The sequence below is a fragment of the Micromonospora sp. NPDC051300 genome (assembly GCF_044455315.1).
In the GTDB taxonomy this organism is placed as follows: domain Bacteria; phylum Actinomycetota; class Actinomycetes; order Mycobacteriales; family Micromonosporaceae; genus Micromonospora; species Micromonospora robiginosa.
The window spans coordinates 231820-255724 of record NZ_JBITEP010000002.1 but is presented as its reverse complement, the minus strand read 5'-3'; the positions used below and the strand labels follow the sequence as shown (position 1 = coordinate 255724).

Annotated in this window: 21 protein-coding genes; 12 read left to right on the top strand and 9 right to left on the bottom strand. The window is 76.5% G+C overall.

What is annotated here, in order from left to right:
- The first annotated feature begins 51 nt into the window (after positions 1 to 51).
- The 3 genes from ACIA5A_RS04260 to ACIA5A_RS04250 are packed head-to-tail and all read left to right on the top strand — an operon-like array spanning position 52 to position 4889.
- The gene (locus tag ACIA5A_RS04260) at positions 52 to 1104 is read left to right on the top strand and encodes a MoxR family ATPase (protein WP_181569536.1); all 1053 of its coding nucleotides are present in this window, start codon (positions 52 to 54) and stop codon (positions 1102 to 1104) included.
- Position 1105: 1 nt separating this feature from the next.
- Complete coding sequence (locus ACIA5A_RS04255) at positions 1106 to 2404, top strand: DUF58 domain-containing protein (protein WP_396756262.1); 1299 nt, start codon at positions 1106 to 1108, stop codon at positions 2402 to 2404.
- Between the two features lie 16 nt (positions 2405 to 2420).
- A complete protein-coding gene (locus ACIA5A_RS04250; RefSeq protein ID WP_396756260.1) occupies positions 2421 to 4889 on the top strand; it encodes a DUF3488 and DUF4129 domain-containing transglutaminase family protein in 2469 nt (822 codons plus the stop codon).
- 486 nt (positions 4890 to 5375) lie between these two features.
- Here the strand turns inward: ACIA5A_RS04250 and ACIA5A_RS04245 are convergent, their stop codons facing one another.
- The 9 genes from ACIA5A_RS04245 to ACIA5A_RS04205 all read right to left on the bottom strand — a co-directional run bounded on the left by ACIA5A_RS04245 (position 5376) and on the right by ACIA5A_RS04205 (position 15987).
- Positions 5376 to 5777, bottom strand: a complete 402-nt coding sequence (locus ACIA5A_RS04245) for a DUF3040 domain-containing protein (RefSeq protein ID WP_181569539.1) — start codon at positions 5775 to 5777, stop codon at positions 5376 to 5378.
- Positions 5778 to 5892: 115 nt separating this feature from the next.
- Complete coding sequence (locus ACIA5A_RS04240) at positions 5893 to 7155, bottom strand: DNA polymerase IV (protein ID WP_396756258.1); 1263 nt, start codon at positions 7153 to 7155, stop codon at positions 5893 to 5895.
- A 39-nt stretch (positions 7156 to 7194) separates the two neighbouring features.
- Complete coding sequence (locus ACIA5A_RS04235) at positions 7195 to 8352, bottom strand: alkaline phosphatase family protein (RefSeq protein WP_396756256.1); 1158 nt, start codon at positions 8350 to 8352, stop codon at positions 7195 to 7197.
- Positions 8349 to 9098, bottom strand: a complete 750-nt coding sequence (locus ACIA5A_RS04230; RefSeq protein WP_396756254.1) for a class I SAM-dependent methyltransferase — start codon at positions 9096 to 9098, stop codon at positions 8349 to 8351. Before ACIA5A_RS04230 ends, ACIA5A_RS04235 begins: the two co-directional genes overlap by 4 nt.
- Positions 9099 to 9132: 34 nt before the next feature.
- A complete protein-coding gene (locus ACIA5A_RS04225) occupies positions 9133 to 9312 on the bottom strand; it encodes a hypothetical protein (RefSeq protein WP_089157237.1) in 180 nt (59 codons plus the stop codon).
- Positions 9313 to 9408: 96 nt separating this feature from the next.
- Positions 9409 to 12774 carry an error-prone DNA polymerase gene (locus ACIA5A_RS04220; protein WP_396756252.1) on the bottom strand — a complete coding sequence of 1122 codons (3366 nt, stop codon included), beginning with the start codon at positions 12772 to 12774 and terminating at the stop codon, positions 9409 to 9411.
- 105 nt (positions 12775 to 12879) lie between these two features.
- Positions 12880 to 14580, bottom strand: coding sequence for a DNA polymerase Y family protein (locus tag ACIA5A_RS04215; protein WP_396756250.1), 1701 nt, complete (start codon positions 14578 to 14580; stop codon positions 12880 to 12882).
- The gene (locus ACIA5A_RS04210; protein ID WP_396756248.1) at positions 14577 to 15335 is read right to left on the bottom strand and encodes a hypothetical protein; all 759 of its coding nucleotides are present in this window, start codon (positions 15333 to 15335) and stop codon (positions 14577 to 14579) included. The genes ACIA5A_RS04215 and ACIA5A_RS04210 overlap by 4 nt, the downstream gene beginning before the upstream one ends.
- A 124-nt stretch (positions 15336 to 15459) precedes the next feature.
- The gene (locus ACIA5A_RS04205) at positions 15460 to 15987 is read right to left on the bottom strand and encodes an SAV_6107 family HEPN domain-containing protein (protein ID WP_396756246.1); all 528 of its coding nucleotides are present in this window, start codon (positions 15985 to 15987) and stop codon (positions 15460 to 15462) included.
- A gap of 546 nt (positions 15988 to 16533) precedes the next feature.
- Between ACIA5A_RS04205 and ACIA5A_RS04200 the strand changes: the two genes are divergently transcribed.
- Genes ACIA5A_RS04200 through ACIA5A_RS04160 form a run of 9 tightly spaced genes read left to right on the top strand, consistent with a single transcriptional unit; the run spans position 16534 to position 23895 of the window.
- Positions 16534 to 17931 carry a ferric reductase-like transmembrane domain-containing protein gene (locus ACIA5A_RS04200; RefSeq protein ID WP_396756244.1) on the top strand — a complete coding sequence of 466 codons (1398 nt, stop codon included), beginning with the start codon at positions 16534 to 16536 and terminating at the stop codon, positions 17929 to 17931.
- Positions 17932 to 17951: 20 nt separating this feature from the next.
- Positions 17952 to 18488 carry an FMN-binding protein gene (locus ACIA5A_RS04195; protein ID WP_396756242.1) on the top strand — a complete coding sequence of 179 codons (537 nt, stop codon included), beginning with the start codon at positions 17952 to 17954 and terminating at the stop codon, positions 18486 to 18488.
- The gene (locus ACIA5A_RS04190) at positions 18485 to 19282 is read left to right on the top strand and encodes an FAD:protein FMN transferase (protein ID WP_396756240.1); all 798 of its coding nucleotides are present in this window, start codon (positions 18485 to 18487) and stop codon (positions 19280 to 19282) included. The genes ACIA5A_RS04195 and ACIA5A_RS04190 overlap by 4 nt, the downstream gene beginning before the upstream one ends.
- A gap of 37 nt (positions 19283 to 19319) precedes the next feature.
- A complete protein-coding gene (locus ACIA5A_RS04185; protein WP_396756238.1) occupies positions 19320 to 20138 on the top strand; it encodes a TetR/AcrR family transcriptional regulator in 819 nt (272 codons plus the stop codon).
- A gap of 50 nt (positions 20139 to 20188) precedes the next feature.
- Positions 20189 to 20683: a YbaK/EbsC family protein gene (locus ACIA5A_RS04180; protein WP_396756236.1), complete on the top strand. Its 495-nt coding sequence runs from the start codon at positions 20189 to 20191 to the stop codon at positions 20681 to 20683.
- A complete protein-coding gene (locus ACIA5A_RS04175; protein WP_396756234.1) occupies positions 20680 to 21411 on the top strand; it encodes a monooxygenase in 732 nt (243 codons plus the stop codon). The genes ACIA5A_RS04180 and ACIA5A_RS04175 overlap by 4 nt, the downstream gene beginning before the upstream one ends.
- Entirely contained in the window at positions 21408 to 21968 is a 561-nt protein-coding gene (locus ACIA5A_RS04170; RefSeq protein ID WP_396756232.1) for a GNAT family N-acetyltransferase, read from the top strand. The genes ACIA5A_RS04175 and ACIA5A_RS04170 overlap by 4 nt, the downstream gene beginning before the upstream one ends.
- Positions 21965 to 22771, top strand: coding sequence for a carotenoid biosynthesis protein (locus ACIA5A_RS04165; RefSeq protein WP_396756230.1), 807 nt, complete (start codon positions 21965 to 21967; stop codon positions 22769 to 22771). The genes ACIA5A_RS04170 and ACIA5A_RS04165 overlap by 4 nt, the downstream gene beginning before the upstream one ends.
- Positions 22768 to 23895: a glycosyltransferase gene (locus tag ACIA5A_RS04160; RefSeq protein ID WP_396756228.1), complete on the top strand. Its 1128-nt coding sequence runs from the start codon at positions 22768 to 22770 to the stop codon at positions 23893 to 23895. Before ACIA5A_RS04165 ends, ACIA5A_RS04160 begins: the two co-directional genes overlap by 4 nt.
- The last annotated feature ends 10 nt before the right edge of the window (positions 23896 to 23905 follow it).

Sequence of the window (23905 nt, the reverse complement as noted above, 5' to 3'; positions counted from 1 at the left end):
GGTCCAGGTGCTCTATACAGAGCTGCCGTTCCGGCGACGAGGAGGAGGCCCGTGACACAACAGACCTGGGACGAGGTGGGCGGTCTGCTGCCGCACGACGAGTTCCGTGCCGCCAGCGAGGCCATCGTGGCCAACATCGAGCAGGTCATCGAGGGTAAGACGGCCACCGTCCGGCTCGCGCTGGCGGTCCTGCTCGCCGAAGGCCACCTGCTCATCGAGGACGTGCCCGGCGTCGGCAAGACCAAGCTCGCCAAGGCGATGGCCCGGTCCATCGACTGCTCGGTCCGCCGCATCCAGTTCACCCCCGACCTCCTGCCGAGCGACGTCACCGGCGTCAGCGTCTACAACCAGGAGACCCACGACTTCGAGTTCCGCCCCGGCGCGGTCTTCGCCAACCTGGTCGTCGGCGACGAGATCAACCGGGCCTCGCCGAAGACCCAGTCGGCGCTGCTGGAGTGCATGGAGGAGCGGCAGGTCACCGTCGACGGGGTGACCTACCAGCTCCAGACCCCGTTCATGGTGATCGCGACGCAGAACCCGATCGAGATGGAGGGGACCTACCCGCTGCCCGAGGCGCAGCGGGACCGGTTCACCGCCCGCATCGCGATGGGCTACCCGGACCCGAACGCCGAGCTGGCCATGCTCGACGGGCACGGGGCCACCGACCCGCTGTCGGGACTGCGACCGGTCTCCGACGCGGCCACCGTGCGCCGGCTGATCGGCCACGTCCGGCAGGTGCACGTCGCGGACGCCGTGAAGCAGTACGCGATCGCGCTTGTCACCGCCACCCGGGAGGCGCCCGACCTGCGGCTCGGCGCGTCGCCGCGGGCCACCCTGCAACTGCTGCGCACCGCCCGCGCGGTGGCCGCCCTCGAGGGTCGCGACTACGTCCTCCCGGACGACCTGCAGGCGCTCGCGGTGCCGGTGCTGGCGCACCGCATCATCCCGACGGCGGACGCGCAACTGGCCCGGCGCACCACCGACGCGATCGTGTCCGAGCTGGTGCACCGGCTGCCGTTGCCGCACGACCGGCAGCGTTCCCCGTACGACACCCGGCCCGGGGGCGGCAACGGCCGCGGGCCGTACGAGCCACGGAGGCCGTGACGTGCGTGACGGCCTGCGTGGGCTGACCACCCGCGGCCGATCATTCCTGGCGGCCGCGGTCGCCGCCGCGATCTCCGCCGCCATCCTCGGCGAGAAGGACCTGCTCCGGGTGGCCGTCCTGCTCGCCGTCCTGCCGCTGCTCGCGGCCGCGTACGTCGGGCGCAGCCGCTACAAGCTGGCCTGTCACCGCACGCTGGAGCCGCACCGGGTGCCGGTCGGCTCCAGCTCCCGGGTGGTGCTGCGGTTGCAGAACCTGTCCCGGCTGCCCACCGGCACCCTGCTGCTGGAGGACCGGCTGCCCTACGCGTTGGGCAGCCGGCCCCGGGTGGTGCTGGAACGCCTCGGCGCGCACCAGGCCAGCTCCGTGGCGTACACGGTCCGCGCCGACGTGCGCGGCCGCTACGACGTGGGTCCGCTGGTGATCCGGCTGACCGACCCGTTCGGGCTGTGCGAGCTGACCCGGTCGTTCCCCAGCACCGACCACCTCACCGTGATCCCGCAGGTCAACCCGCTGCCCTCGGTGCGGCTGCCCGGCGAGTACGCCGGCAGCGGCGACAGCCGGGCCCGCTCGGTCGCGGTGCACGGCGAGGACGACGCCGCCACCCGGGAGTACCGGATGGGCGACGACCTGCGCCGGGTGCACTGGAAGTCCACCGCCCGCACCGGTGAGCTGATGGTGCGCCGCGAGGAGCAGCCGTGGGAGAGCCGGGCCACCGTGGTGCTGGACACCCGGGCCACCGGCCACCGCGGCGAGGGGCCGACGGCCAGCTTCGAGTGGTCCGTCTCGGCCGCCGCCAGCATCGCCGTGCACCTGCGCCAGGCCGGCTACAAGCTGCGCCTGGTCACCGGCAACGGCGTGGACGTCGACGCCACCGAGGCCGGCGGCGAGGGGGTGCTCCTCGACCATCTCGCCGAGGTGCACCTGGACCGGCGGGGCGAGATCACCACGCTGGTGCAGCAGGTCCGGCAGCGGGCCGACGGCGGCCTGATCATCGCGCTGTTCGGCACGCTCGGCGACGCCGAGGCGGAGCTGCTGGCCGGGCTGCGTGGCAACGGCGCCACCTGCGTGGCGTTCCTGCTCGACAGCAACACCTGGCTGAACCTGCCGCCCAAGGCCCGGGTCGAGGCGGAGCGGGCGCACGGCAGCTCCGCCCTCGCCCTGCTGCAGAGCGGCTGGCGGGTCATCGGGGTGGAGCACGGCAACCGGCTGCCGGCACTGTGGCCGCAGGCCGGGCGCGGCTCCCAGGGCTTCGCCCTGCGGGCGGCGCTGGCCGAGACGGTCGCCGGCGGCATGCGATGACCGGAAGGACGATTCGGTGACCCCGCACCGCAACATCGGTTTCGTCGCCGCGGCGGCGACCCTGCTGGCGGCGGCCCCGCTGTCGGCGATCTTCGAGCGCTGGACGTGGCTGGTCCAGGCCGCCATCGTGGTCTCCGTGGTGGCCGGCGCGGCGGCGCTGAGCCGGCTGGGCCGGTTCCCGCTGTGGGGGCAGCTGCTCGCCATGCTGGCCGGCCTGACCCTGGGCCTGACCTGGGTCTTCCCGGGCGGCACCGAGCTGCTCGCGTTCGTGCCGACCCCGGCCACGTTCGCCCACTTCGGCGACCTGTTGCAGACCTCGTTGCAGGACATGCGGGCGTACGGCGTCAAGGTTCCCGACGTCGACTCGCTGCTCTTCCTCGCCGTGCTCGGCATCGGCGCGGTGGCCGTGGTGGTCGACGTGCTCGCGGTCGGGCTGCGCCGGCCGGCGCTGGCCGGGCTGCCGATGCTGGCCATCTACTCGGTGCCGGTCGCGGTCTACGTGGACAGCGTCCCCGCCACCCCGTTCGTGGTGGGCGCCGCCGGCTACCTGTGGCTGCTGGTGACCGACAACGTCGACCGGGTCCGCCGCTTCGGCCGCCGGTTCACCGGCGAGGGGCGCGACGTCGACGTGTGGGAGGCGTCGCCGCTGGCCGCCGCGGGTCGCCGGCTGGCCGTGGTCGGCGTGCTGGTGGCGGTGGTGCTGCCGCTGGCCGTGCCGGGGATGACCGGCGGCCTGATGAACAACGTCGGCGCCGGTCCCGGCGACGGCAACGGGCGGCCCGGCCAGGGCGGCAACACCGGCCGGATCGACCTGTTCGCGGCGCTGAGCGGCCAGCTCAACCAGAGCGAACGGTTCGAGCTGGTCAAGGTCACCACCAACGAGCCGAACCCGTTCTACCTGCGCCTGGGCGTGGTGGACGACCTGCGGCCGAGCGGCTTCCAGGCACGCGTGCCGGCCGGGCAGCCGGTCACCCGCGACCTGCCCGACCCGGCCGAACGCGCCCCCCGCGGGGTCGAGCAGCGGACCTACCGGGCCACCGTCGAGGTGACGAAGAACCTCAACATGCCGCTGCTGCCGGTCTACGCCGAGCCGGTCCGCACCGAGGACCTCAACGGCAACTGGCGCTACGACCCCAACCAGCAGGTGGTCTTCTCCAACCGGGACAACGCGCGCGGCAAGCGCTACTCGTTCGACTACGTGCGGTCCACGTACAGCCCCGGGGCGCTGCGCGCCGCGCCGGCCCCGCCGTCGGAGAGCGCGGTGATGCGGCAGCAGACCGCCACGCCGACGATCCCGGACGTCGACCGGCTGGTGGATCGGCTCACCCGGGGCAAGGAGACCAACTACGACAAGGTCCGGGCGGTCTACGACTACTTCTCGGTGGAGAACGGCTTCACGTACGCGCTCTCCACCCGCAACGGCAGCAGCGGCGCGGACATCACCGACTTCCTCGCCACCAAGGTCGGCTACTGCCAGCAGTACGCCGCCGCGATGGCCTGGCTGGTCCGGGCCGCCGGCGTGCCGGCCCGGGTGGCGGTCGGGTTCACCAACGGCAGCAACGTCGACGGTGGCACGTACGTGCTGACCAACCAGAACCTGCACGCGTGGACCGAGGTCTACTTCGGCGACAGGATCGGCTGGGTGCCGTTCGACGCCACCCCGGCCGCCAGCATCCCCGGCTCGGTCCGGTCCACCTGGGCGCCGGACGTCGACGCGCCGGAGGAGGCCACGCCGGCGCCGGGCAGCAGCGCCGCGCCCGACGCGACGAACCCGTCGGCCGGCCCGAACGAGCCGGACCGGCTCGACAAGGACGCCGACCAGGGCCTGGCGGTCGGCGAGAGCGGTCCGACCCGGCGGGACGCGGTCTGGCCGTGGTGGCTGGCCGGGGCACTCGCGGTGCTGGCGCTGCTCGCCGTGCCGGCCCTGCGCCGCTCGGCGCTGCGTCGCCGGCGCCGGGTCCGGGCGACCCCGCCGACGGCCACCGCGGTGGCCGTGCCCGGTCAGCGGGGCGGGGCCCGCGAGATCGTGGTCGGGGTGGACGCCGAGGCGGCCCGCGCCGACGCGCACGCCGCCTGGGACGAACTGCTGGACACGCTCGTCGACTTCCACGTCCCGGTCGACGGCACCGAGACCCCGCGGGCGACCGCCGAGCGGCTGACCCGGGAGGCGCTCGTCGAGGACGCCGGCGCGGCGACCGGGGTGCGACTGCTGGGCCGGGCCGAGGAGCGCGCGCGCTACGCCCGCGAGCCGCTCACCGACACCGGGTTGCAGCCCGCGCTGCGCACGGTACGGGTGGCGCTCGCCGCGCGCGCGGACCGGCGTACCCGGCTGCTGGCGGCGGTGCTGCCACCGTCGGTGCTGATGCGCTGGCGGACCGCCCTGGCCGAACGGTCGGCCCGGCTGGTCACCGCCAGCGGGCAGGCCCGGCTGTGGATGGCCCGCTGGAGCCCGCGTCGCCTGCTGGCGGGCCGCCCGGCCCGCTGACCGGTCCACCGGCGGCCGACCCGGGACGGGTCGGCCGCCGTCCGCCCGTCCCACCCCCAGCCCTCATCGATCAAGGGCTTCGCGTCACCACCGCGCGAACTCCTTGATCACGCGGGGCGGGTTGGGCGCTTTGAGATCTTGGTAGGAAATGGCCCCCTGGAGGGCCGGTTCGTTCCAAGATCTCGGCGGTCCCGGATTGCGGAAGATCCGTCTCTCGTCGAGAACGATGCCGGGTGGGGACGCGTCGGCGGCTACCGGTTGCCGGGCGGGCGGCTGGGACGCGCCGGAGCCCGACGAGCCGGAGCGAGCCAAGACGGGGCGGGAGGCAACCTACCGGCTCGGTCGACGGTGACTCTGGGGCGCAGCCGGAGGCGGCCGGCGTGAGTCGGGAGGTGGGCACGGGCATGACGGAGCCGGCGTGCTCGCCGACAGGTGTCGGCGAGCGCGGCCCGTCGTCGCCCGGCCCGGGTCAGGGACCGGACGTGGTCAGCGGTGGCCCTCCGGGCGCTGCCGCCAGCGGTCCTCCATCCGGTCGAGGAAGGAGCCCCGGCGGCCGCCGCTGCGGCCACGGGGACGACGCCGGCTCGTCGTGGTGCCGCCGACCACGTGCAGGTCGGGCGACTGGGATCGGCGGTGCGACTGCACCGCGTAGCCCAACGAGGCCAGCATGACGACAAAGCCCGCCACGGCCACCGCAGGAATCTTGATCACGGCCCCGTAGATCAACAGGGCCAGACCAGCGACGACCACGCCGGCAGCGACGAGCACGCGACGCCGCGCGTGGAAGCGCGGGTCGCTGGCGCGCACGGCCGAGGCGAACTTGGGATCCTCGGCAAGCGACCGCTCGATCTGCTCGAACAGCCGCTGCTCGTGCTCCGAGAGCGGCACGGCACTCCTCCCCGGTCACGTTGGTCGGCCCGGTCGGGCCGACAGACCGTGGCAGCCAGCCGGCTGCTTACCCGCAAGTCTACGAGGGCCCTCGCGCGTCGGAAAGCGGGACGACCTACGGCCGGGTCGGTTTTTCGACTCGCCGCTGCTCGCGCCGCCCGAGAAGACTGGCCGGACCTATGACGGACCGCCCGAATCGGGCGGCGGCCGCGTCCGCCGCGGCCTCCGCCTCCCGCCAGCCCCGCTCCGGCTCGCCCAGGGTGAGCTGCCGTGGCGTCTCCTGCGCCGGGGCGAGCCCCTCCATCCGGACGCCGACGAGACGGACCGGCTCGGTCGGGGCGAGAACGCCCCAGAGCGCCCAGGCAGTGTCGAACATCTCCCGGGCGGTGTCGGTCGGCACGGCGAGGGTGCGCGCCCGACTGATCGTGCGGAAGTCGGCGAACCGGACCTTCAGCGACACCGTCCGGCCCACCTGCCCGGCCGCGCGCAGCCGGGCGCCGGCCTTGTCGGCGAGCGCGAGCAGCGCCCGCCGGATCTCACCCGGGTCGGTCACGTCGGTCTCGAACGTGGTCTCCGCCCCTATCGACTTCTCCACGTGCTCCGGGGACACGCCGCGCGGGTCCCGCCCCCAGGCCAGCTCGTGCAGGTGCGCGGCGGACGCCTCGCCCACCGCCCGGCGCAGCAGGCCGGGCGGCGCCTCGGCCAGGTCGCGCACGGTGCGCAGGCCGAGTCGGCGCAACGCCTCCGCCGACCGCTCCCCCACGCCCCACAACGCCGACACCGGCAGCGGGTGCAGAAAATCCAGCACCCCGTCGGCGGGCACCACGAGCAGGCCGTTCGGCTTGGCCCGGGTGGAGCCGAGCTTGGCCACGAACTTGCTCGACGCCACCCCCACGGAGCAGGTCAGCCGCTGCTCCTCGGCGACCCGGCGGCGGATCAGCGCGGCGATGGCCGCCGGCGGGCCGAACAGCCGCCGGGCGCCCGCCACGTCGAGGAACGCCTCGTCCAGCGAGAGCGGCTCGACAAGCGGGGTGACGTCGCGGAAGATCGCCATGACCGCCCGGGACGCCTCCGAATAGGCGGCGAAGTCGGGCGGCAGGTAGACCGCGCCCGGGCAGAGCGCGCGGGCCCGGGCGGTGGGCATCGCGCTGCGGACCCCGTGCCGGCGGGCCTCGTAGCTGGCCGAGCTGACCACGCCGCGCGGGCCGACGCCGCCCACCACCACCTCCCGACCGCGCAGCTCGGGACGGCGGCGGACCTCCACCGAGGCGAAGAAGGCGTCCATGTCGACGTGCAGGATCGAACAGCCGGTGTCGTCGGCGTCCGGCCCGAAGCGCGGGTCACCGGCGCCCCGGGGCAACGACTGGCTGCGGCCCATGACCCGCAGGCTAGCCCGCCGGTCCGACACCCGCGCCGGTCAGCCCCGGACCACAAGCAACGGCACGGTCATCTCCGCGGCGGTGTCCGCGCCGTGGTACGCCACCAGCCGCGACACCATCGGCGGCTCCGACCGGGTGGCGACCACCGCGTACGTGTCCCGGCAGACCACCACCACGTCGCCGATCCGGGTCAGGTGCGCCTCCGGCACCGGCCCGAACCAGCCGGTCGCCACCGCCTCCGCCCGGGTCAGCACGTCGGCCGCGCCGCCCAGCACCGCCGTCCAGGCGGCCAGCACGTCGGCCTCCGCGCCCGGCTCGACGTGCAGGTAGCGGACCCGGGGCTCGCCGGCCACCACCCGGGCCCCGGCCCGCAGCCGGGGATCGGCGTCCAGGTCGATCCGGTGCCCGGCGGGGATGTCGAGCTGGCCGTGGTCGGCGGTGACCAGCAGCGCCGCGTCCGGCGGCAGCCCGTCGAGCAGCCGGGCCAGCAGCGCGTCCACCTCCGCGGCAGCCGACCGCCACGGCGCGGAGTCGACGCCGCTGAGGTGCCCGTGCCGGTCCAGGTCCGGGTGGTAGCCGGAGACCAGGGTGGGCCCGGCGCCGGCGGCCAGCGCGGCCAGCATCCGGGTGGCGAGCGCGTCGACGCCGGCCGCGCCCCGGTAGTCGCCGCCCCGGTTGGCGGCCAGGGTGAGGCCGCTGCCGGCGAACTCGGGGCGGCTGACCACCGTCACCGCCACCCCGGCCGCCCGGGCCCGCTCGTACCAGGTGGGGACCGGCTGCCAGCGGGACGGGTTCGGGTCGCCCGCCCAGTCGACGTGGGTGAGCACCCGGTCGGTGCCGGGCACCCGGACGGTGAAGCCGAGCACCCCGTGCACGCCCGGCGCGACGCCGGTGCCGAGGCCGACCAGGCTGGTCGGGGTGGTGGAGGGGAAACCCGCGGTGAGCGGGACGCCGGTGGTGGCGGCCAGCCCGGCCAGCGTCGGCGCGTACCGCGCGGCGGTGGGGATCTGGTGCCAGCCGAGCCCGTCGACGAGCAGCACGGCGAGCCGGCGCACGCCGGCCAGCCGGGGGGTCAGGCCAAGCAGGTCGGCCGCGCCCGGGACACCGAACAGCGACAGCGCGCTGGGCAGCACGTCGACCAGGCTGCCACCGCCGTAGCGGGGCGCGACCCGTGCCAGCGGCCCCGGGGCGGTCATGCCGGGCGGCGGGCGAACAGGTGCAGTTGGGCGGCGAGATCGCGGTACGGCGACTTCGCCGCCAGGGCGCGCTCCAGGTCGAGCAGGGCGGCCGGCTGGCCGTCGGCCACCGCGGCCGGGAGCAGGTCGGCGAGCACGCGTACCCCGTGGATCTCCTCGACGGCGAGCCCGGCGGCGGTGAGCAGCGCGCCCGCGCCCTCGGCGTCGTAGCGGCGGCGCAGGGTGTCCCGTCCGCCGGCGGTGCCGTGCGGGTCGGCGGCGAGCGCGGCGGCGGCGTCGAGCTGGCCGTTCATCGCCCGGCCCAGCACGGCGGCGGCCCGCGCGGCGACCAGCACGCTTGCCGCGCCACCCGGGCGCAGCGCGCCGGCCAGCGCCGCGATCACCGGCTCCGGGGCGTCGACCACCTCCAGCACGGAGTGGCAGACCACCAGGTCCACGGAGGCCGGCTCGACCAGCCCGGTCAGCGCGTCGGCGTCGCCCTGCGTCGCGCGTACCCGATCGGCGACCCCGGCCTCGGCGGCCCGGCGGGTCAGCGCGGCGAGCGCGTCCGGGCTGGCGTCGACCACGGTGACCCGGTGGCCGGCCTCGGCGAGCGGGACGGCGAAGCCGCCGGTCCCGCCGCCGACGTCGAGCACGGAGAGTCGTTCGCCGGCCCGCCGGTCCAGCTCGGCCCGGAGCACCGCCCAGATCACGGCGGTGCGGGGGGTGAGGGTTCGGGTCTGCTCCACGCCGCCGAGCCTAACCATGGCCAACAGGGCCGGTCACCCCCGGAAGCGGGGGTCAGGACTCGCCGCCGCCCGCCGGGTCCTCCTCGGCGCGGGAGCGCTGGGCGTTGGCCACCGGGCCGTCGGTCACCTGGTGCTCGCGCGGCTCGATCTCGTGGGTCGGCGCCCACCCGGCGCCGAGCCGGGTCCGTCGGGCGTTGGCCACGCCACCGGGGTACGTGCTGTGAAAGGTCATCGTTCATCCCCCATACCGGGGTGGGCGACTCTGCCCACCCGCGTCCGGGAGTCTCCCGTGTCCGGCCCCCGGAAACCGTAATGTGGATCACTACCATCAACGGAAGTCCCGGGACGCCGGCGTGACGGGCGGCTCGATCGCGTCCAGCCGGTCCGCGGTGAGGTTCGTGACGCCCTCGTGCCGCTGCAACCGGCCCCGCACCACCAGCGCGCCGCTGGTGCGGGCGATTCGACGGTAGCGCTGCCACAGCCCCGGCGAACACGTGACGTTGAGCATGCCGGTCTCGTCCTCCAGGTTGAGGAACGTGACCCCGCCGGCGGTCGCCGGTCGCTGCCGGTGGGTGACGATCCCGCCGACCCGGATCCGCTGCCCGGGCGGCACCTGGCCGAGCCGGGCGATCGGCACCGCGCCCAGCGCGTCGAGCCGGTCCCGGATGAACCGGGCCGGGTGGCTCTCCGGGGACAGGCCGGTGGCCCAGACGTCGGCGACCAGCCGGTCCACCGCCGCCATGCCGGGCAGGGTGGGCGGGTCCACGCCGGTCACCGTGCCGGGCAGCCGGCCGGGCCGGTCCTGGGCCGCCGCGCCGGCGGCCCAGAGCGCCTGCCGCCGGGTCAGCCCGAAGCAGGCGAAGGCGTCCGCGGTGGCCAGCGCCTCCAGGTGCGCCGCGGTGAGACCGGTCCGCCGGGCCAGGTCCGGCATGTCCCGGTACGGTCCGTGCGCCGCCCGCTCCGCCTCGATCCGCTCGGCCACGTCGTCGCCGAGGGTACGGACGCTGCCCAGCCCCAGCCGGACCGCCGGACCGCCCAGCCCCCAGGCGTGCGGCGGCTCACCCGGCAGGCTGCCCCACCGGGTCTCCGGCGTCGACTCCAGCACCGCCTTGGCGCCGCTGGCGTTGATGTCCGGCCGCCGCACCTCCACCCCGTGCCGGCGGGCGTCGTCGGCGAGCGTCTGCGGCGAGTAGAAGCCCATCGGCTGGGCGTTGAGCAGCGCGGCCAGGAACGGGCCCGGGTGGTAGCGCTTGAGCCACGAGCTGGCGTAGACCAGGTAGGCGAAGCTCATCGCGTGGCTCTCCGGGAAGCCGTAGCTGGCGAACGCGGTGAGCTTGCGGTAGACGTCGTCGGCCAGCTCACCGGTGATGCCCCGCTCGGCCATCCCGGCGTAGAGCCGGTCGGCGATCCGCGCCATCCGCTCCACCGAGCGTTTCGCGCCCATCGCCCGGCGCAGTTGGTCCGCGCCGGCCGCGTCGAACCCGGCCAGGTCGATGGCGAGCTGCATGAGCTGCTCCTGGAACAACGGCACGCCGAGCGTCTTCTCCAGCGCGTTGCGCATCAGCGGATGCGCGTACGTGACCGGCTCCTGGCCGTTCTTGCGCCGGATGAAGGGATGCACCGAGCCGCCCTGGATCGGGCCGGGACGGATCAGCGCCACCTCCACCACCAGGTCGTAGAACTCGCGGGGCTTGAGCCGGGGCAGGGTGGCCATCTGGGCCCGGCTCTCCACCTGGAACACCCCGACCGAGTCGGCCCGGCAGAGCATGTCGTAGACCTCGGGGTCGTCGAGCGTCATCTCGCCCAGGTCCAGGCTGGACCCGATCAGGTCGTAGCCGTAGTGCAACGCGGACAGCATGCCCAGGCCGAGCAGGTCGAACTTGACCAGCCCGACGGCGGCGCAGTCGTCCTTGTCCCACTGGAGCACGCTGCGCCCCGGCATCCGGCCCCACTCCACCGGGCACACCTCGATCACCGGGCGGTCGCAGATCACCATGCCGCCGGAGTGGATGCCCAGGTGCCGGGGGAACGTCTGCAGCTCGTTGGCGTACGCGACCACCTGCTCCGGGATGTCCGCCACGTCGACCGCGGCGACCGAGCCCCACCTGTCGATCTGCTTGCTCCACGCGTCCTGCTGACCGGGCGAGAAGCCGAACGCCTTGGCCACGTCCCGCACCGCCGAGCGCGGCCGGTAGGAGATGACGTTGGCGACCTGCGCGGTGTGCTCCCGGCCGTAGCGGGCGTAGACGTGCTGGATCACCTCCTCCCGGCGGTCGGACTCGATGTCCACGTCGATGTCGGGCGGGCCGTCCCGTTCCGGGGCGAGGAAACGCTCGAACAGCAGCCGGTGCCGCACCGCGTCCACGTTGGTGATGCGCAGCGCGTAGCAGACCGCCGAGTTGGCCGCCGACCCCCGCCCCTGGCAGTAGATGTCCTGCTCGCGGCAGAACGAGACGATGTCGTAGACCACCAGGAAGTAGCCGGGGAAGCCCAGCTCGTCGATCATCCGCAGCTCGTGCGCCAACTGCGCGTACGCCTCCGGGTGCGCCTCGGGCGGCCCGTAGCGCTCCCGGGCGCCGTCCATGGTCAGCCGACGCAGCCAGCTCATCTCGGTGTGCCCGGCCGGCACCGGGTACGCCGGCAACTGCGGCGCGACCAGGTGCAGGTCGAACGCCAGTTCCGCGCCGAACTCGGCGGCCCGCGCCACCGCACCCGGGTACGCGGCGAACCGCGCCGCCATCTCCGCGCCGCTGCGCAGGTGCGCGGTGGCCGCGGCGGGCAGCCACCCGTCGATCTCGTCGAGGCTGCGCCGGGCCCGGACCGCGGCCAGCGTGGTGGCCAGCCGACGCCGGCCCGGGGTGGCGTAGTGCACGTTGTTCGTGGCCACCGTGGGCAGCCCGGCCGCGGCGGCCAGCTCGGCGAGCGCGTCGTTGCGGTCGGCGTCGACCGGGTGCCCGTGGTCGGTCAGCTCCACCGCCACCGTCTCCGCGCCGAACAGCGCGGTGAGCCGGTCCAGCTCCCGGGCCGCCGCGTCGACCCCCTCGGTGAGCAGCGCGGCCGGCACGTGCCCCTTGCGGCAGCCGGTGAGCACCAGCACGTGGTCGCGCAGCTCGTCGGCGATCTGCTCCAGCTCGCCGTAGACCGGGCGGCCCTTCTCCCCGCCGCGCAACTGGGCTCGGGAGACGGTGGCGGCTAGGCGGGCGTATCCCTCGTGGCCGTGCGCGAGCACCAGCAGGTGCCGGCCGAGCGGGTCGGGCTCGCCGTTCTGCGGGCCGGGTAGCCCGAGGGACAGCTCCGCCCCGAAGATCGTCGGCAGCCGCAGCGCGCGGGCCGCCTCGGCGAAACGCACCACGCCGTAGAAGCCGTCGTGGTCGGTGACGGCGAGCGCGGTGAGCCCGAGACGGGCGGCCTCCTCGGCCAGTTCCTCGGGGTGGCTGGCGCCGTCGAGGAAGCTGAAGTTGGAGTGCGCGTGCAGCTCCGCGTAGGCCACCGTGCCGTCCGGGCGGTCCAGCTCGGGCGGGCGGTATTCCTGGCGCTTGCGGCTCCAGGCCGGGGAGTCGCCGCCGTCGGCGTCGACCGCGAGCGGGTCCACCACGTGCAGGTGCCGCTCGCCCCCGCCGCGCTCGCCCTTCGCCCGCCCGGAGAGCACCTGCTCCAGCTTCGACCAGGGCATCTTCGGGTTGTGGAAGCTCACCTGGCGCTCCCCCGGCCGAGATCCTGGTGCGAAACGGCCCCCGGAGGGGCACTTTCGGACCGGAAGGTGGGAAGAGTGCCGGCTCGACCGACCGGGCACCGCCACTCAGTCATAGATGGCCTCCACCAGCCACTGCCCGCCCTCGACCGCGAGCAGCAGCGCGGTGCCGTCGACCAGGCAGACCTGGAACCGGGCCCGGCGCCGCGCCTCGGCCGGCGCCCACCAGCGTTCGTCCACCGGCCACGGCCCGGCCCAGCCGGAGATCTCGGCCGGCCGGCCGGGGCCCACGGTCAACCGGGCCGGCGCCGCGCTGACCGCCAGCCGGGCGCTCACCACGACCGGCTCCCCCGCCGCGTCGCGCACCTCGGCCGACAGCGGGGTGGGCAGCACCACGGCCGGCGACGGCGGCGGGATCCGCCCCGGCCACGGCGGCTCGACCACCGCCCGACCCCGCCCGGCCCGGCCACCGCCCCGCCTCGCCACCGGGCCCGGACCGGCGGACGCGACCGGATCCGGCGACGGAAGGTCCGACGACGGGGCACCTGGTGGTGGGAGGGCCGGCAGCGGCGGCGGGCCGGGACGGGTGGGCACCCGTTCGTCGCCCCACGGGACCAGGCGCACCTGGTCGGCCGGGGAGCGCCCGCCGCCGAGCACGGCGGTGACCACCGCCTCCGGCCCGAGGATGCCCTGGACCCGGCTCAGCGCGCGGTGCGCCCGGTCCCGCTCCGCGCCGGTCTCCCCCCACAGCCCGGGTTGCAGGCCGGCCTGGGCGAGCACCCCGTCCGGCACCAGCCGCAGCCGGACGATGCCGGCGGTCGGCCGGGTCGGGCGGGCGCCGCCCCGGCCGTTGCTCCCGGAGAGCCAGCCGTCGAGCTGCCAGCGGACCCGGTCGGCGATGGCCGCGGCGGTGAGCAGGCCGTCGTGCCGCCACACCCGGTGCAGCTCCTGGCCGTGCGCGGTGACCGCCTCGATGCCGAGCCGGGTGCAGGCCAGCCCGTACGCGGCGAGCCGCTCGTGCAGGCGCTCGGCAAGCGTCCGGGCGGCGAACGCGGCGGCGTCGACCCGGTCGATCGGCTCGTCGTGCTCGGCGGTGACGGTCAGGTCGGCGGGCGGCTGCCGGACCGCGAGCGGGCGGTCGTCGCGCCCGGCGGCGAGCCGGTGCGCCAGCGCGCCGTCGAACCCGAACCGGGCCAGCACGTCCCCGGCGGGCAGCGCGGCGAAGTCGCCGAGGGTGCGGATCCCGAGCCGGCGCAGCAGGTCGGCCAGGGCGGGCCGGCCGAGCGCCTCGACCGGCCGGCCGGCCAGGAACTCCGTGGTGCCGCCGGGAGGCACGATCCGTCCCTCCCGGGCGGCCAGCCCGGCCGCGAAGACCCCGTCGGCGACGCCGACCTGGCTCTCCACCGCGCAGCTCTGGGCGACGTGCTCGACGATCCGCTCGGCCGCCGCCTCCTCGCCGCCGAGGTAGCGGCTCGGCCCCCGGGCGGCTGTCGCGCACGCGCCGGGCCGGATCACCTCGACCCCGGCGACCACCTCCTCGACGGCGGCCACCACCGGCTCGAACGCCCGCGCGTCCCGACCGGGGTCGTGGTCGACGACGACGAGCCCCGGACAACGGCCCTGCGCCTCCCGCCGACGCAGCCCGCGCCGGATCCCCTCGGCCCGGGCCCGCTCGGAGCAGGCGACCACCCGGTTGGCGTGCAGCACCACGACCGGGTCGGTGGCGGGCACCCCGTCGACGATCTCGGCGGCGAGGACGGGCCAGTCCGGGCACCAGAGCAGCAGCGCCCGGGGCGGGACGCCGCTCACCGGCCCGTCCCGGCCACGGTGAGCGGACGGGCGACCGGGGTCACCACGCGCAGCCGGCGGGTCGGGGCGGGGACGCCGGAGCCGACGGAACGGGGGATCACCCGGGTCAGCTCGTCGCCGGGCAGCCACACCTTGATCTCCTTGGGCCGGGCGGCGGCGCCCCGGCCGCGGGCCGAGACGGTCACCTCACGGCGGCGCAGCCGCCCACGGCCCGGCCCGAGCCCCTGCCAGACGCCGCGGACCACCCGCAGCGTCACGTCCGCGCCGTCCCACCTGCCGTACGGGACCAGCACGCTGCCACGCTGCCGGGCCCGGGCGGCCAGCCGGGCGGCGACCGAGGCGGCGACAGTGGTCGGCACGGCGGTGACCACCACGTCGACCCCGTCGATGAGCGCGGCCACCACGGTGGGCCACTCCGGCCCGGGGTCGGGCACCAGGGCGAGCCGGTCCAGGGCGATTCCGGCCTCGGCCGCCGCGCCGGCCCCGAAGGTGGGCACGCCCACCACGGCGCACCACGAGCCGGCCCGGGACGCCTCGGCGAGCAACGCCAGGATCAGCGAGGTGGCGCCGCTGTGCCGGGGCTGGCCGAGGCCGACCGCGACGGTGCTGCCGCGCCGCAGCCCCCGGTTGGGCAGCAGCCCGGTCAGCTCGGCCCGCACGGGGAGCATCCGATGGCCACCGGCCGGGTCGGGCGCGCTCGCCGGACGCACCAGCCCGGCCAGGGCGGCAGAACCGACCACCATGCGGCCCGCCATCGGACCAACCCCCCGTCGTGTTTCGCCACGGGCCCGGCCCGTGGATGGTGCTGTGGATCGTGTGGTGCGGTGGGAGCGGCGCCCGGCCACCCGGGTCCCGCCGATGGCGGCCGGGCGCCACGACTCAGGCCGCGGCCGCCCCGGAGCGCCGCGCGACGGCCGGACCGGAGCGCGGCGCGGCGTCGGAGCCGCCGGGCCGGAGCGGCCGGTGCAGGCCGTCGAACGCCGGTTGGTGCGCCAGGCCGAGCGCGGTCTCCACCACGGTCACGAACTGTTCGGCGGCGCGCAGCAGGTCGTCGGCCTCCCGGGCGGTGACCACCCGGGGGATGCCGGCCTCGGCGGCGGCCCGCTTGCTGGCGCCGGCGGCGAAGAGGGCGGCCCACTCGTCCAGCTCGGGGGCGACGGTGGCGAGCAGCACCCAGACGCTGGTGATCCGGTTGCGGCGGGTGGGCGCGGGGCGGGCCCGGGCGGCGAGCACGGCGGCGGCGGCGCGCAGCGCCGCGAGGTGGGCGGCGGCGTAGCGGAGGCCGTCGGGGCGGGTGTGGGCGGCCTCGGCCAACCCGTCGCGGGCCACCACGAGCAACTGGGCGGGGGTGCGGTGCGGCAGCACGTGCGCGGGCACCGTGGGCGCCTGGGCCGGACTGGTCGACATGGGTCTCTCCTCCGCGAGTGGCCGGGGCGGGCGGTCGCGCGACGGGGAAACCGTCGCCCGGTCGCCCGGAGCGGTCGGTGCGGAGGAAGACGCACCTCAGGGTGGCGGCCGGCCGGGTGTGGACGCTTCCCCACACCCACACCCGGCCGGCGTGCCGGCGGGTCCGTCGCCCGCCGCCCGGGGGTCGTGGGCGGCGGGCGACGACCTGCCTGACGGGCTCGGACTCGCGACTGTCCGAGGCCCGGTGCGGCCCGCGGAGCCGCACCTTCCGGAAGCCGGTGCCGCGAAACACCGCTTCCGGAGCGTGGTGAACGGTGTGCGCCCGACCGGGTCGGCGGGGAACCGATCGCGATCTAATCGAACACTCGTTCTAACTACCCTGACAGTACACCTCCCCACCGACGAAAACGCAATGTGTGACGCGCCGGGGACGCGCAGGCGGGCGGTACGGATTCTCAGCCGGGGCACAGCCTCGGCAAAGGAGAACCGGAACTCACCGGCAGACGGTTACCCCATGAACGTCCGCCGTACCGAGAAGACCGTCCGGTGAGCGCCGCCGTGGCCGACCCGCGGGTCGTACGCCCGACCCCGCCGGCCGCCCCGGCCTGGTGGGCCGACGTCGCCGGCACCCTCGCCGCGCTCAGCCTGCTGGTGGTCACCGCGCTGTGGACCGCCGACCGGGGGGTGCAGGAGCTGCTGGCCGGCGCGGCCACCGGGCTCACCTCGCTCGGCCGGCTCACCGGCCTGCTCAGCGCCGACCTGATGCTGATCCAGGTGGTGCTGATGGCCCGGGTGCCGCTGCTGGAACGCCGCTTCGGCCAGGACCGGATCGCCCGCTGGCACCGGCTCGCCGGCTTCACCTCGTTCCACCTGCTCCTGGCGCACGTGCTGCTGACCGTCCTCGGCTACGCCGGCGCCGCCCGGCAGGGCGTGCTCGCCGAGACCTGGGACCTCGTCGTCACGTACCCCGGGATGCTGCTCGCCACCGCGGCGCTGGCGCTGCTGGTGCTGGTGGTGGCGACCTCGGTCCGCGCGGCCCGGCGGCGGCTGCGCTACGAGTCCTGGCACCTGCTGCACCTCTACGCCTACCTGGGCGTCGCGCTGGCGCTGCCGCACCAGCTCTGGACCGGCGCCGACTTCCTCGCCTCGCCGCTCGCCCGCGCCTACTGGTGGACGGTCTACCTGCTGGCACTGGCCAGCGTGCTGATCTGGCGGCTCGGCCTGCCGGCCTGGCGCTCGCTGCGGCACCGGATCAAGGTGGCCGCGGTGGTGCCCGAGGCGCCCGGGATCACCTCGGTCTGGCTGCGCGGGCGGCACCTGCACACGCTGCCGGTCCGGGCCGGGCAGTTCCTGCTCTGGCGATTCCTCGACGGTCCCGGCTGGTCGCGGGCGCACCCGTACTCGCTGTCCGCGCCGCCGCACGGGGACCTGATGCGGATCACGGTCAAGGACCTGGGCGACGACAGCGCCCGGGTGGCCGCCCTGCGCCCCGGCACCCGGGTGCTGATCGAGGGGCCGTACGGGCGGCTCACCGGGCAGCACTGGCGCGGCGGCGGGATCACCATGCTGGCCTGCGGCGTGGGTCTCACCCCGCTGCTGGCGCTGCTCTGGGAGCTGCCGTACGCGCCGGGGCAGGCGGTGCTCGCCTACCGCGCGCGTACCCCGGAGGACCTGGCCTTCTCCGCCGAGCTGGACCGGCTGGCCGCCGAACGCGGGCTGGTCGTGCACCACCTGGTCGGGCCCCGGGCGGCGCAGCCGTCCTGGCTGCCCGCGTACGCCGAGGGGCTCGCCGACGCCGACGCGCTGCGCCGGCTCTCCCCGGACGTGGCCGGGCACGACGTCTTCCTCTGCGGTCCGGACGGCTGGGTCGACGCCGTCCGCGCCGCGACCCGCGCGGCCGGGGTGCCCGACGCGCACGTCCATCACGAACTGTTCGCCTGGTGACGGGCGCGAAGGGAGGATCCGTGCGACGGATCACCATCTGGCTGCTGTCCACCGTGGCCGCGCTGGTGCTGCTGTTCAGCTACCGGACCAGCACCATGGGCGCGGGCGGGGAGACCGGCGCGGTCGCCACCGGGAGCGACCCCGGCGGCGGCACGTGGAGCGGCGCCGACGGCGGCCCGGACGCGTCGGGCGGCGGCACCGGCTCCTCGACCGGGAGCGGCAGCGGCACGACCGGCGGCGGCTCCTCGACCGGTGGCGACGGCTCCACGACCGGCGGCAGCGGCACGGCCACCGGGTCGGTGGCGCAGACCCGGTGGGGGCCGGTGCAGGTGCGGATCACCGTCGCCGCCGGCAAGATCACCGACGTGACCGCCGTGCAGGTGCCCGACGGCAACCGGCGGGATCAGGAGATCAACGACTACGCGGTGCCGATCCTGCGGCAGGAGGCCCTCGCGGCGCAGAGCGCGCGGATCGACAGCGTCTCCGGGGCCACCGTGACCAGCGACGGCTACCGGGAGTCGCTCCAGTCCGCCATCGACGCGGCGCACCTGCGATGAGCGGGCCGGACCGCCGCGCCTGGGTGGAGCAGGTGATGGGGCTGCCGGTCAGCGTGCACCTGCGTGGCCCGGGGGTGCGTACCCCGGCGGTCGAGCGGCGGGTGGCGCGCGTCTTCGCCGAACTGCGCGCCGCCGACGCGGTGTTCAGCACCTGGCGGCCGGAGAGCGTGCTGGGCCGGCTGCGGGGCGCGCCGCCCGGTCCGGCGGCCACCGCCGACCCGCTGGTGCGCGAGGTGGCCGGGCTCTGCGAGACGGCCCGCGCGCGGACCGACGGGTGGTTCGACGCCCGCCGCCTGCCGCTGCCGCTGGGCGGCACCGGCTACGACCCGTCCGGCCTGGTCAAGGGCTGGGCGGTGGAACGGGCCGCCCGGCACCTGACCGACCTGGCCGACCACGACCTGTGCCTCAACGCGGGCGGGGACGTGCTGCTGCGGGTCGCGCCGGGCCGGCCGCCCTGGCGGGTCGGCGTCGAGGACCCGGACCGGCCCGAGCGGATGCTCGACGTCGTCGAGCGGGCCGGCGGCGCGGTCGCCACCTCCGGCACCGGGCGGCGCGGCGCGCACATCACCGACCCGCGCGCCGGGCGCCCGGCCGAGGCCCTCCGGTCGGTCACCGTGGTCGGCCCGGACCTGCTCTGGGCCGACGTGTACGCGACCGCGGCGGTCGCCCGGGGCGCGGACGCGCCGGACTGGTTGGCCACCCTGGACGGGTACGCGGCCCTGCTGGTGGACGCCGCCGGCCGGGTCCGGGCCACCCCGGGCTGGCCCGGGCGGGCCACCGTATCGTCTCCCTGACGGCGGACCCGGGCCGCCGGAGGCGGGAGGGCGATCCGTGCGGGCCGGTGAGGTCGACAAGAAGCGGCTGTTCGAGCTGCTCTGGGGCGCGCCCGCCGGCCCCCGGCGCGGGCCCCGCCCCACGCTCTCCCCGGCCGCCGTGGCCCGCGCCGGCATCGCCGTCGCCGACGCGGACGGGCTCGACGGGCTGACCATGCAGCGGGTCGCCGAGTCGCTGGGCGTCACCAAGATGGCGCTCTACCGCTATGTGCCGGGCCGGGCCGAACTGGTCGCCCTGATGCTGGACGAGGCGCTGGGCGAGCCACCCCCACCCGGCCCGGACGCCGACCGGGAGGCGGCCGGGGCCGACGCGGACTGGCGGGCGCGGCTCGACGACTGGACCCGGCGGCTGGTCGAGCGGTTCCGCCGGCATCCCTGGGCGCAGGCGGCGGCCGTCGGGGCCCGGCTGCCCGGCCCGAACGAGCTGTCCTGGGTGGACCGCGTGGTGGCCGCGCTCGCCGGGACCGGGCTCACCGCGACCGAGCGGCTCGACGTGGCGACGCTGCTGGTGGGGCACGCCCGCAACCTGGCCGGCCTGCCACCGGACTCCGGTCGGGAGGCGGCGTTCGCCGCGCTGGTGCACGGCCGCGAGGCCCGCTTCCCGGCCCTCGCCGCCGCCCTGGCCGCCCCCGCCACCCCCCGCTCCCCCACGGACCCCGCCTCCCCGACCCCCGACCCCACCCTCGACTTCGGCCTCACCCGCATCCTCGACGGCATCCAGACCCTGCTCCACTCCCGCGCCGCCGCCACGCCACCGTCGGTCGATCATGAGGTTGGCGGTCCGACACGCCGGGCGGCGACACCGCCAACCTCATGATCGACGCACCCGGCGAGGGTGGTCCGGCCGGCGGGGGGAGAATGGGGGGCATGCAGTCTGAGCCACATCCGAACGTGCGGGCGGTGCAGCGGGCGCTCGACGCGGCCGGGGCGCGGGACTTCTCCGGCGACGCCAGCGCCGTCCGCCTGCTGCCGGAGGCGGTGCACACCGCCGCCGCGGCCGCCGCGGCGCTCGGCGTCGACGTCGGCGCCATCGCCAACTCGCTGGTCTTCGACGCCGACGGCGCGCCGCTGCTGGTGCTCACCTCCGGCGCGCACCGGGTGGACACCGCCGGGCTGGCCGCCACGCTGGGCGTGGCCCACCTGCGCCGGGCCAGCCCCGACTTCGTCAGGCGGCACACCGGTCAGGTGATCGGCGGGGTCGCGCCGCTCGGCCACCCCGGGCCGCTGCGCACCCTGGTCGACACCGCGCTCGAGGGGTACGACGAGGTGTGGGCGGCCGGCGGCGTGCCGCAGGCGGTGTTCCCCACCACGTACGCGGAACTGCTGCGGATCACCGGCGGCGACCCGGCCGAGGTGGCGTGAACCCCGACCTCGTCACGCTGCACGTGTGGCGTGTCCCCCGGCGGGCGGTGCCCGGCGCGCTGGCCCGGATGGCGACCCACCCGGCACGGCTGCGCCGGCTGCCCGGCGTCCGCTTCGCCAAACTGCTCGGCACCGGGACCGGCACCGGCTTCGGCCCCGGCGACGCCGACCTGACCCGCTGGGCCGCGCTTGTGGTGTGGGACTCCCCCGACGCCGCGGCCGGCTTCGACGCCTCCCCGATCGCCCGCTCCTGGGCCCGCGTCGCCGACGCCGCCGTCCGGGTGGACCTGCGCCCGCTGACCAGCCGGGGCCTGTGGTCCGGCCGGGAGCCGTTCGGCGCGCCGACCGGCGGGCGGGTCACCGGCCCGGTGCTGGCGCTGACCCGGGCCCGGTTGCGGGCCCGCCGGGCGGCCACGTTCTGGCGGGCCGTCCCACCGGTCGCCGCCGAGCTGCACGCCGCGCCCGGGCTGCTCGCCCGATTCGGCGTCGGCGAGGCGCCGCTGGGCTGGCAGGGCACGGTGAGCGTGTGGCGTGACCCGACGGACCTGGTCGCGTTCGCGTACCGTTCCCCCGAGCACCGCGCCGCGATCACCCGCACCCCCACCGAGGGCTGGTACGCGGAGGAACTCTTCGCGCGGTTCGCGGTGGGCGACGTGGTCGGCGACCGCACGGTGCTCGGCTGGGTCGCCGCGGACGGCGACCCCGACTCGGCGAGAGGGAACGCATGAGGCTGGTCCGCTGGACGCCGGACGACCTGGTCCGCCGGCTGGACGACGTGGTCGCCGTCTACGGCGAGGCGATGGGCTACCGCGCCGACCTGCTGGAGGCCCGGCGTGGCTACATCGCCACCCACGTCCGGCGACCCGGCTTCCGCGCCGTCGCCAGCCTGACCTCCGAGGGCCACCTGGCCGGTTTCGGGTACGGCTACCTCGGCGCCACCGGCCAGTGGTGGCACGACCAGGTGCACCGGGCGCTGGACGCGAAGACCCGGCAACGCTGGCTGGCCCGCCCGTTCGAGGTGGTCGAGCTGCACGTGCGCCCGCCCGCGCAGGGGCACGGCGTGGGCGCCCGTCAGCTCCGCGCGCTGCTCGGCGTGGCCGAGGGGGACACCACGCTGCTGTCCACCCCGGAGGCCGACGAGCGGACGTCGCGGGCCTGGCGGCTCTACCGCCGCTTCGGCTTCGTCGACGTGCTGCGCCACTTCCACTTCCCCGGCGACGAGCGGCCGTTCGGCGTGCTCGGCCGGGACCTGCCGCTGCCCGCCGCAGGCCCGGAGAAGGCATGAGCCGAGTCCGGCTGCCCTGGGCGCTGCTGGCGGTGCTGGTCCTCGTCCAGATCTGCTATCCGCTCACCGGCGGCACGACCCGGGCCGGGCTGACCGTCGCCACCGTGGTGCTCGGCTGGCTGCTCTCCGTCGCCCACGCGCTGCTCACCCGAGGCGCCCGGGTCGCGGCCGCGCTGGTCGCGGTGGTGACCGGCGGCGGGTTCGCGGTCGAGGCGATCGGCGTGGCCACCGGGTTCCCGTTCGGCAGCTACGACTACTCGGGCGAGCTGGGCCCGAAGCTGGCCGGTGTGCCGCTGATCATCCCGCTGGCCTGGACCTGGATGGCCTGGCCGGCGTGGCTCACCGCGGTCCGGCTCACCGTCTCCCGGGCCGGCCGGGTCGCGCTGGCGGCGGTGGGGCTCGCCGCGTGGGACCTGTTCCTCGACCCGCAGATGGTGGCCGAGGGCTACTGGACCTGGCGCGACGCCACCCCCGCGCTGCCCGGGCTGCCCGGCATCCCGGTCAGCAACTACCTGGGCTGGCTGGGCTTCGCCGTGCTGCTGGCCGTCGTGCTGCGCCCGCTCGCCGGGCCGGCCGTCGACCGGGTCGACCGCCGCGACGGCCCGATGTTCGCGCTCTACCTCTGGACGTACGCCTCAAGCGTGCTGGCGCACGCGGTCTTCCTCCGGCTGCCCGCCTCCGCGGTGTGGGGCGCGGTCGGCATGGCGGTGGCCGCGGTGCCGCTGGCGGTGGTGCTGTGGCGGGGCCGTCGGGACCGGACCGTCGCGCCGGATCCCGCGCCCCGGGTCGACGCGCCGGCATGACCGCCGCCCTCGCGCTGGTGGTGGCGGTCGCCGCGCTCACCGGGCACACGCTCGTCAACGCCGTCGCCTGGCTGCGCCGCCCCACCGCCGGGCCGGTCGAGACCGCCGAGGCGGTGGCGGTGCTGCTGCCGCTGCGCGACGAGGCCGACCGGGTCACCCCGTGCCTGCGCGCGCTGCTCGCCCAACGCGGCGTGCCGGACCTGCGGATCGTGGTGCTCGACGACGGCTCGGACGACGGCACCGCCGACGTGGTCCGCGCGGTGGCCGGCGCCGACCCCCGGGTCACGCTGCTCACCGGCGTCGCCCCGCCGCCCGGCTGGCTGGGCAAGCCGCACGCGTGCTGGCAGCTCGCCACGCGCGCCGACCCGGCGCCGACCGTGCTGGCGTTCGTCGACGCCGACGTGGTGCTCACCCCGTACGCGGTGGCGGCGGCGGTGACCGAGCTGCGCGCGGCGGGCGCGACGCTGCTGTCGCCGTACCCCCGGATCGTGGTGCGGACGGCGGCCGACCGGCTGGCGCAGCCGCTGCTGCAGTGGTTGTGGCTGACGTTCCTGCCGCTGCGCGCGATGGAACGCTCGCGGCGGCCCTCGCTGGCCGCGGCCGGCGGGCAGTTCCTCGTCCTGGACCGGGCCGGCTACCTGCGGGCCGGCGGGCACGCGGCGGTGGCCGACAAGGTGCTGGAGGACATCGAGCTGGCCCGGGCGGTGAAGCGGGCCGGCGGCCGGATCGCCCTCGCCGACGGCTCCCGGCTGGCGTCCTGCCGGATGTACGACGACTGGCCGCAACTGCGCGACGGCTACACCAAGTCGCTGTGGGCCTCGTTCGGGCACCCGGCCGGCGCGGCGGCCGTGCTGACGCTGCTGCTCCTGCTCTACACCGCGCCGCCGCTGCTGGCGGTCGCCGCGCTGGCGGCCGGCGCGCCGGCGGTGGCCGGGGTCGCCGCGCTGGCCTACCTGGCCGGGGTCGCGGGCCGCGTGGTCAGCGCCCGGGCCACCGGCGGGCGGGCCTGGCCCGACGCGCTGGCGCACCCCGTGTCGGTCGTGGTCCTCGGTTGGTTGACCGTCCGGTCGTACCATCTGCGGAAGCGACGCCGGCTCACCTGGCGGGGTCGCCCGGTCACCTAGGAGGGGCACC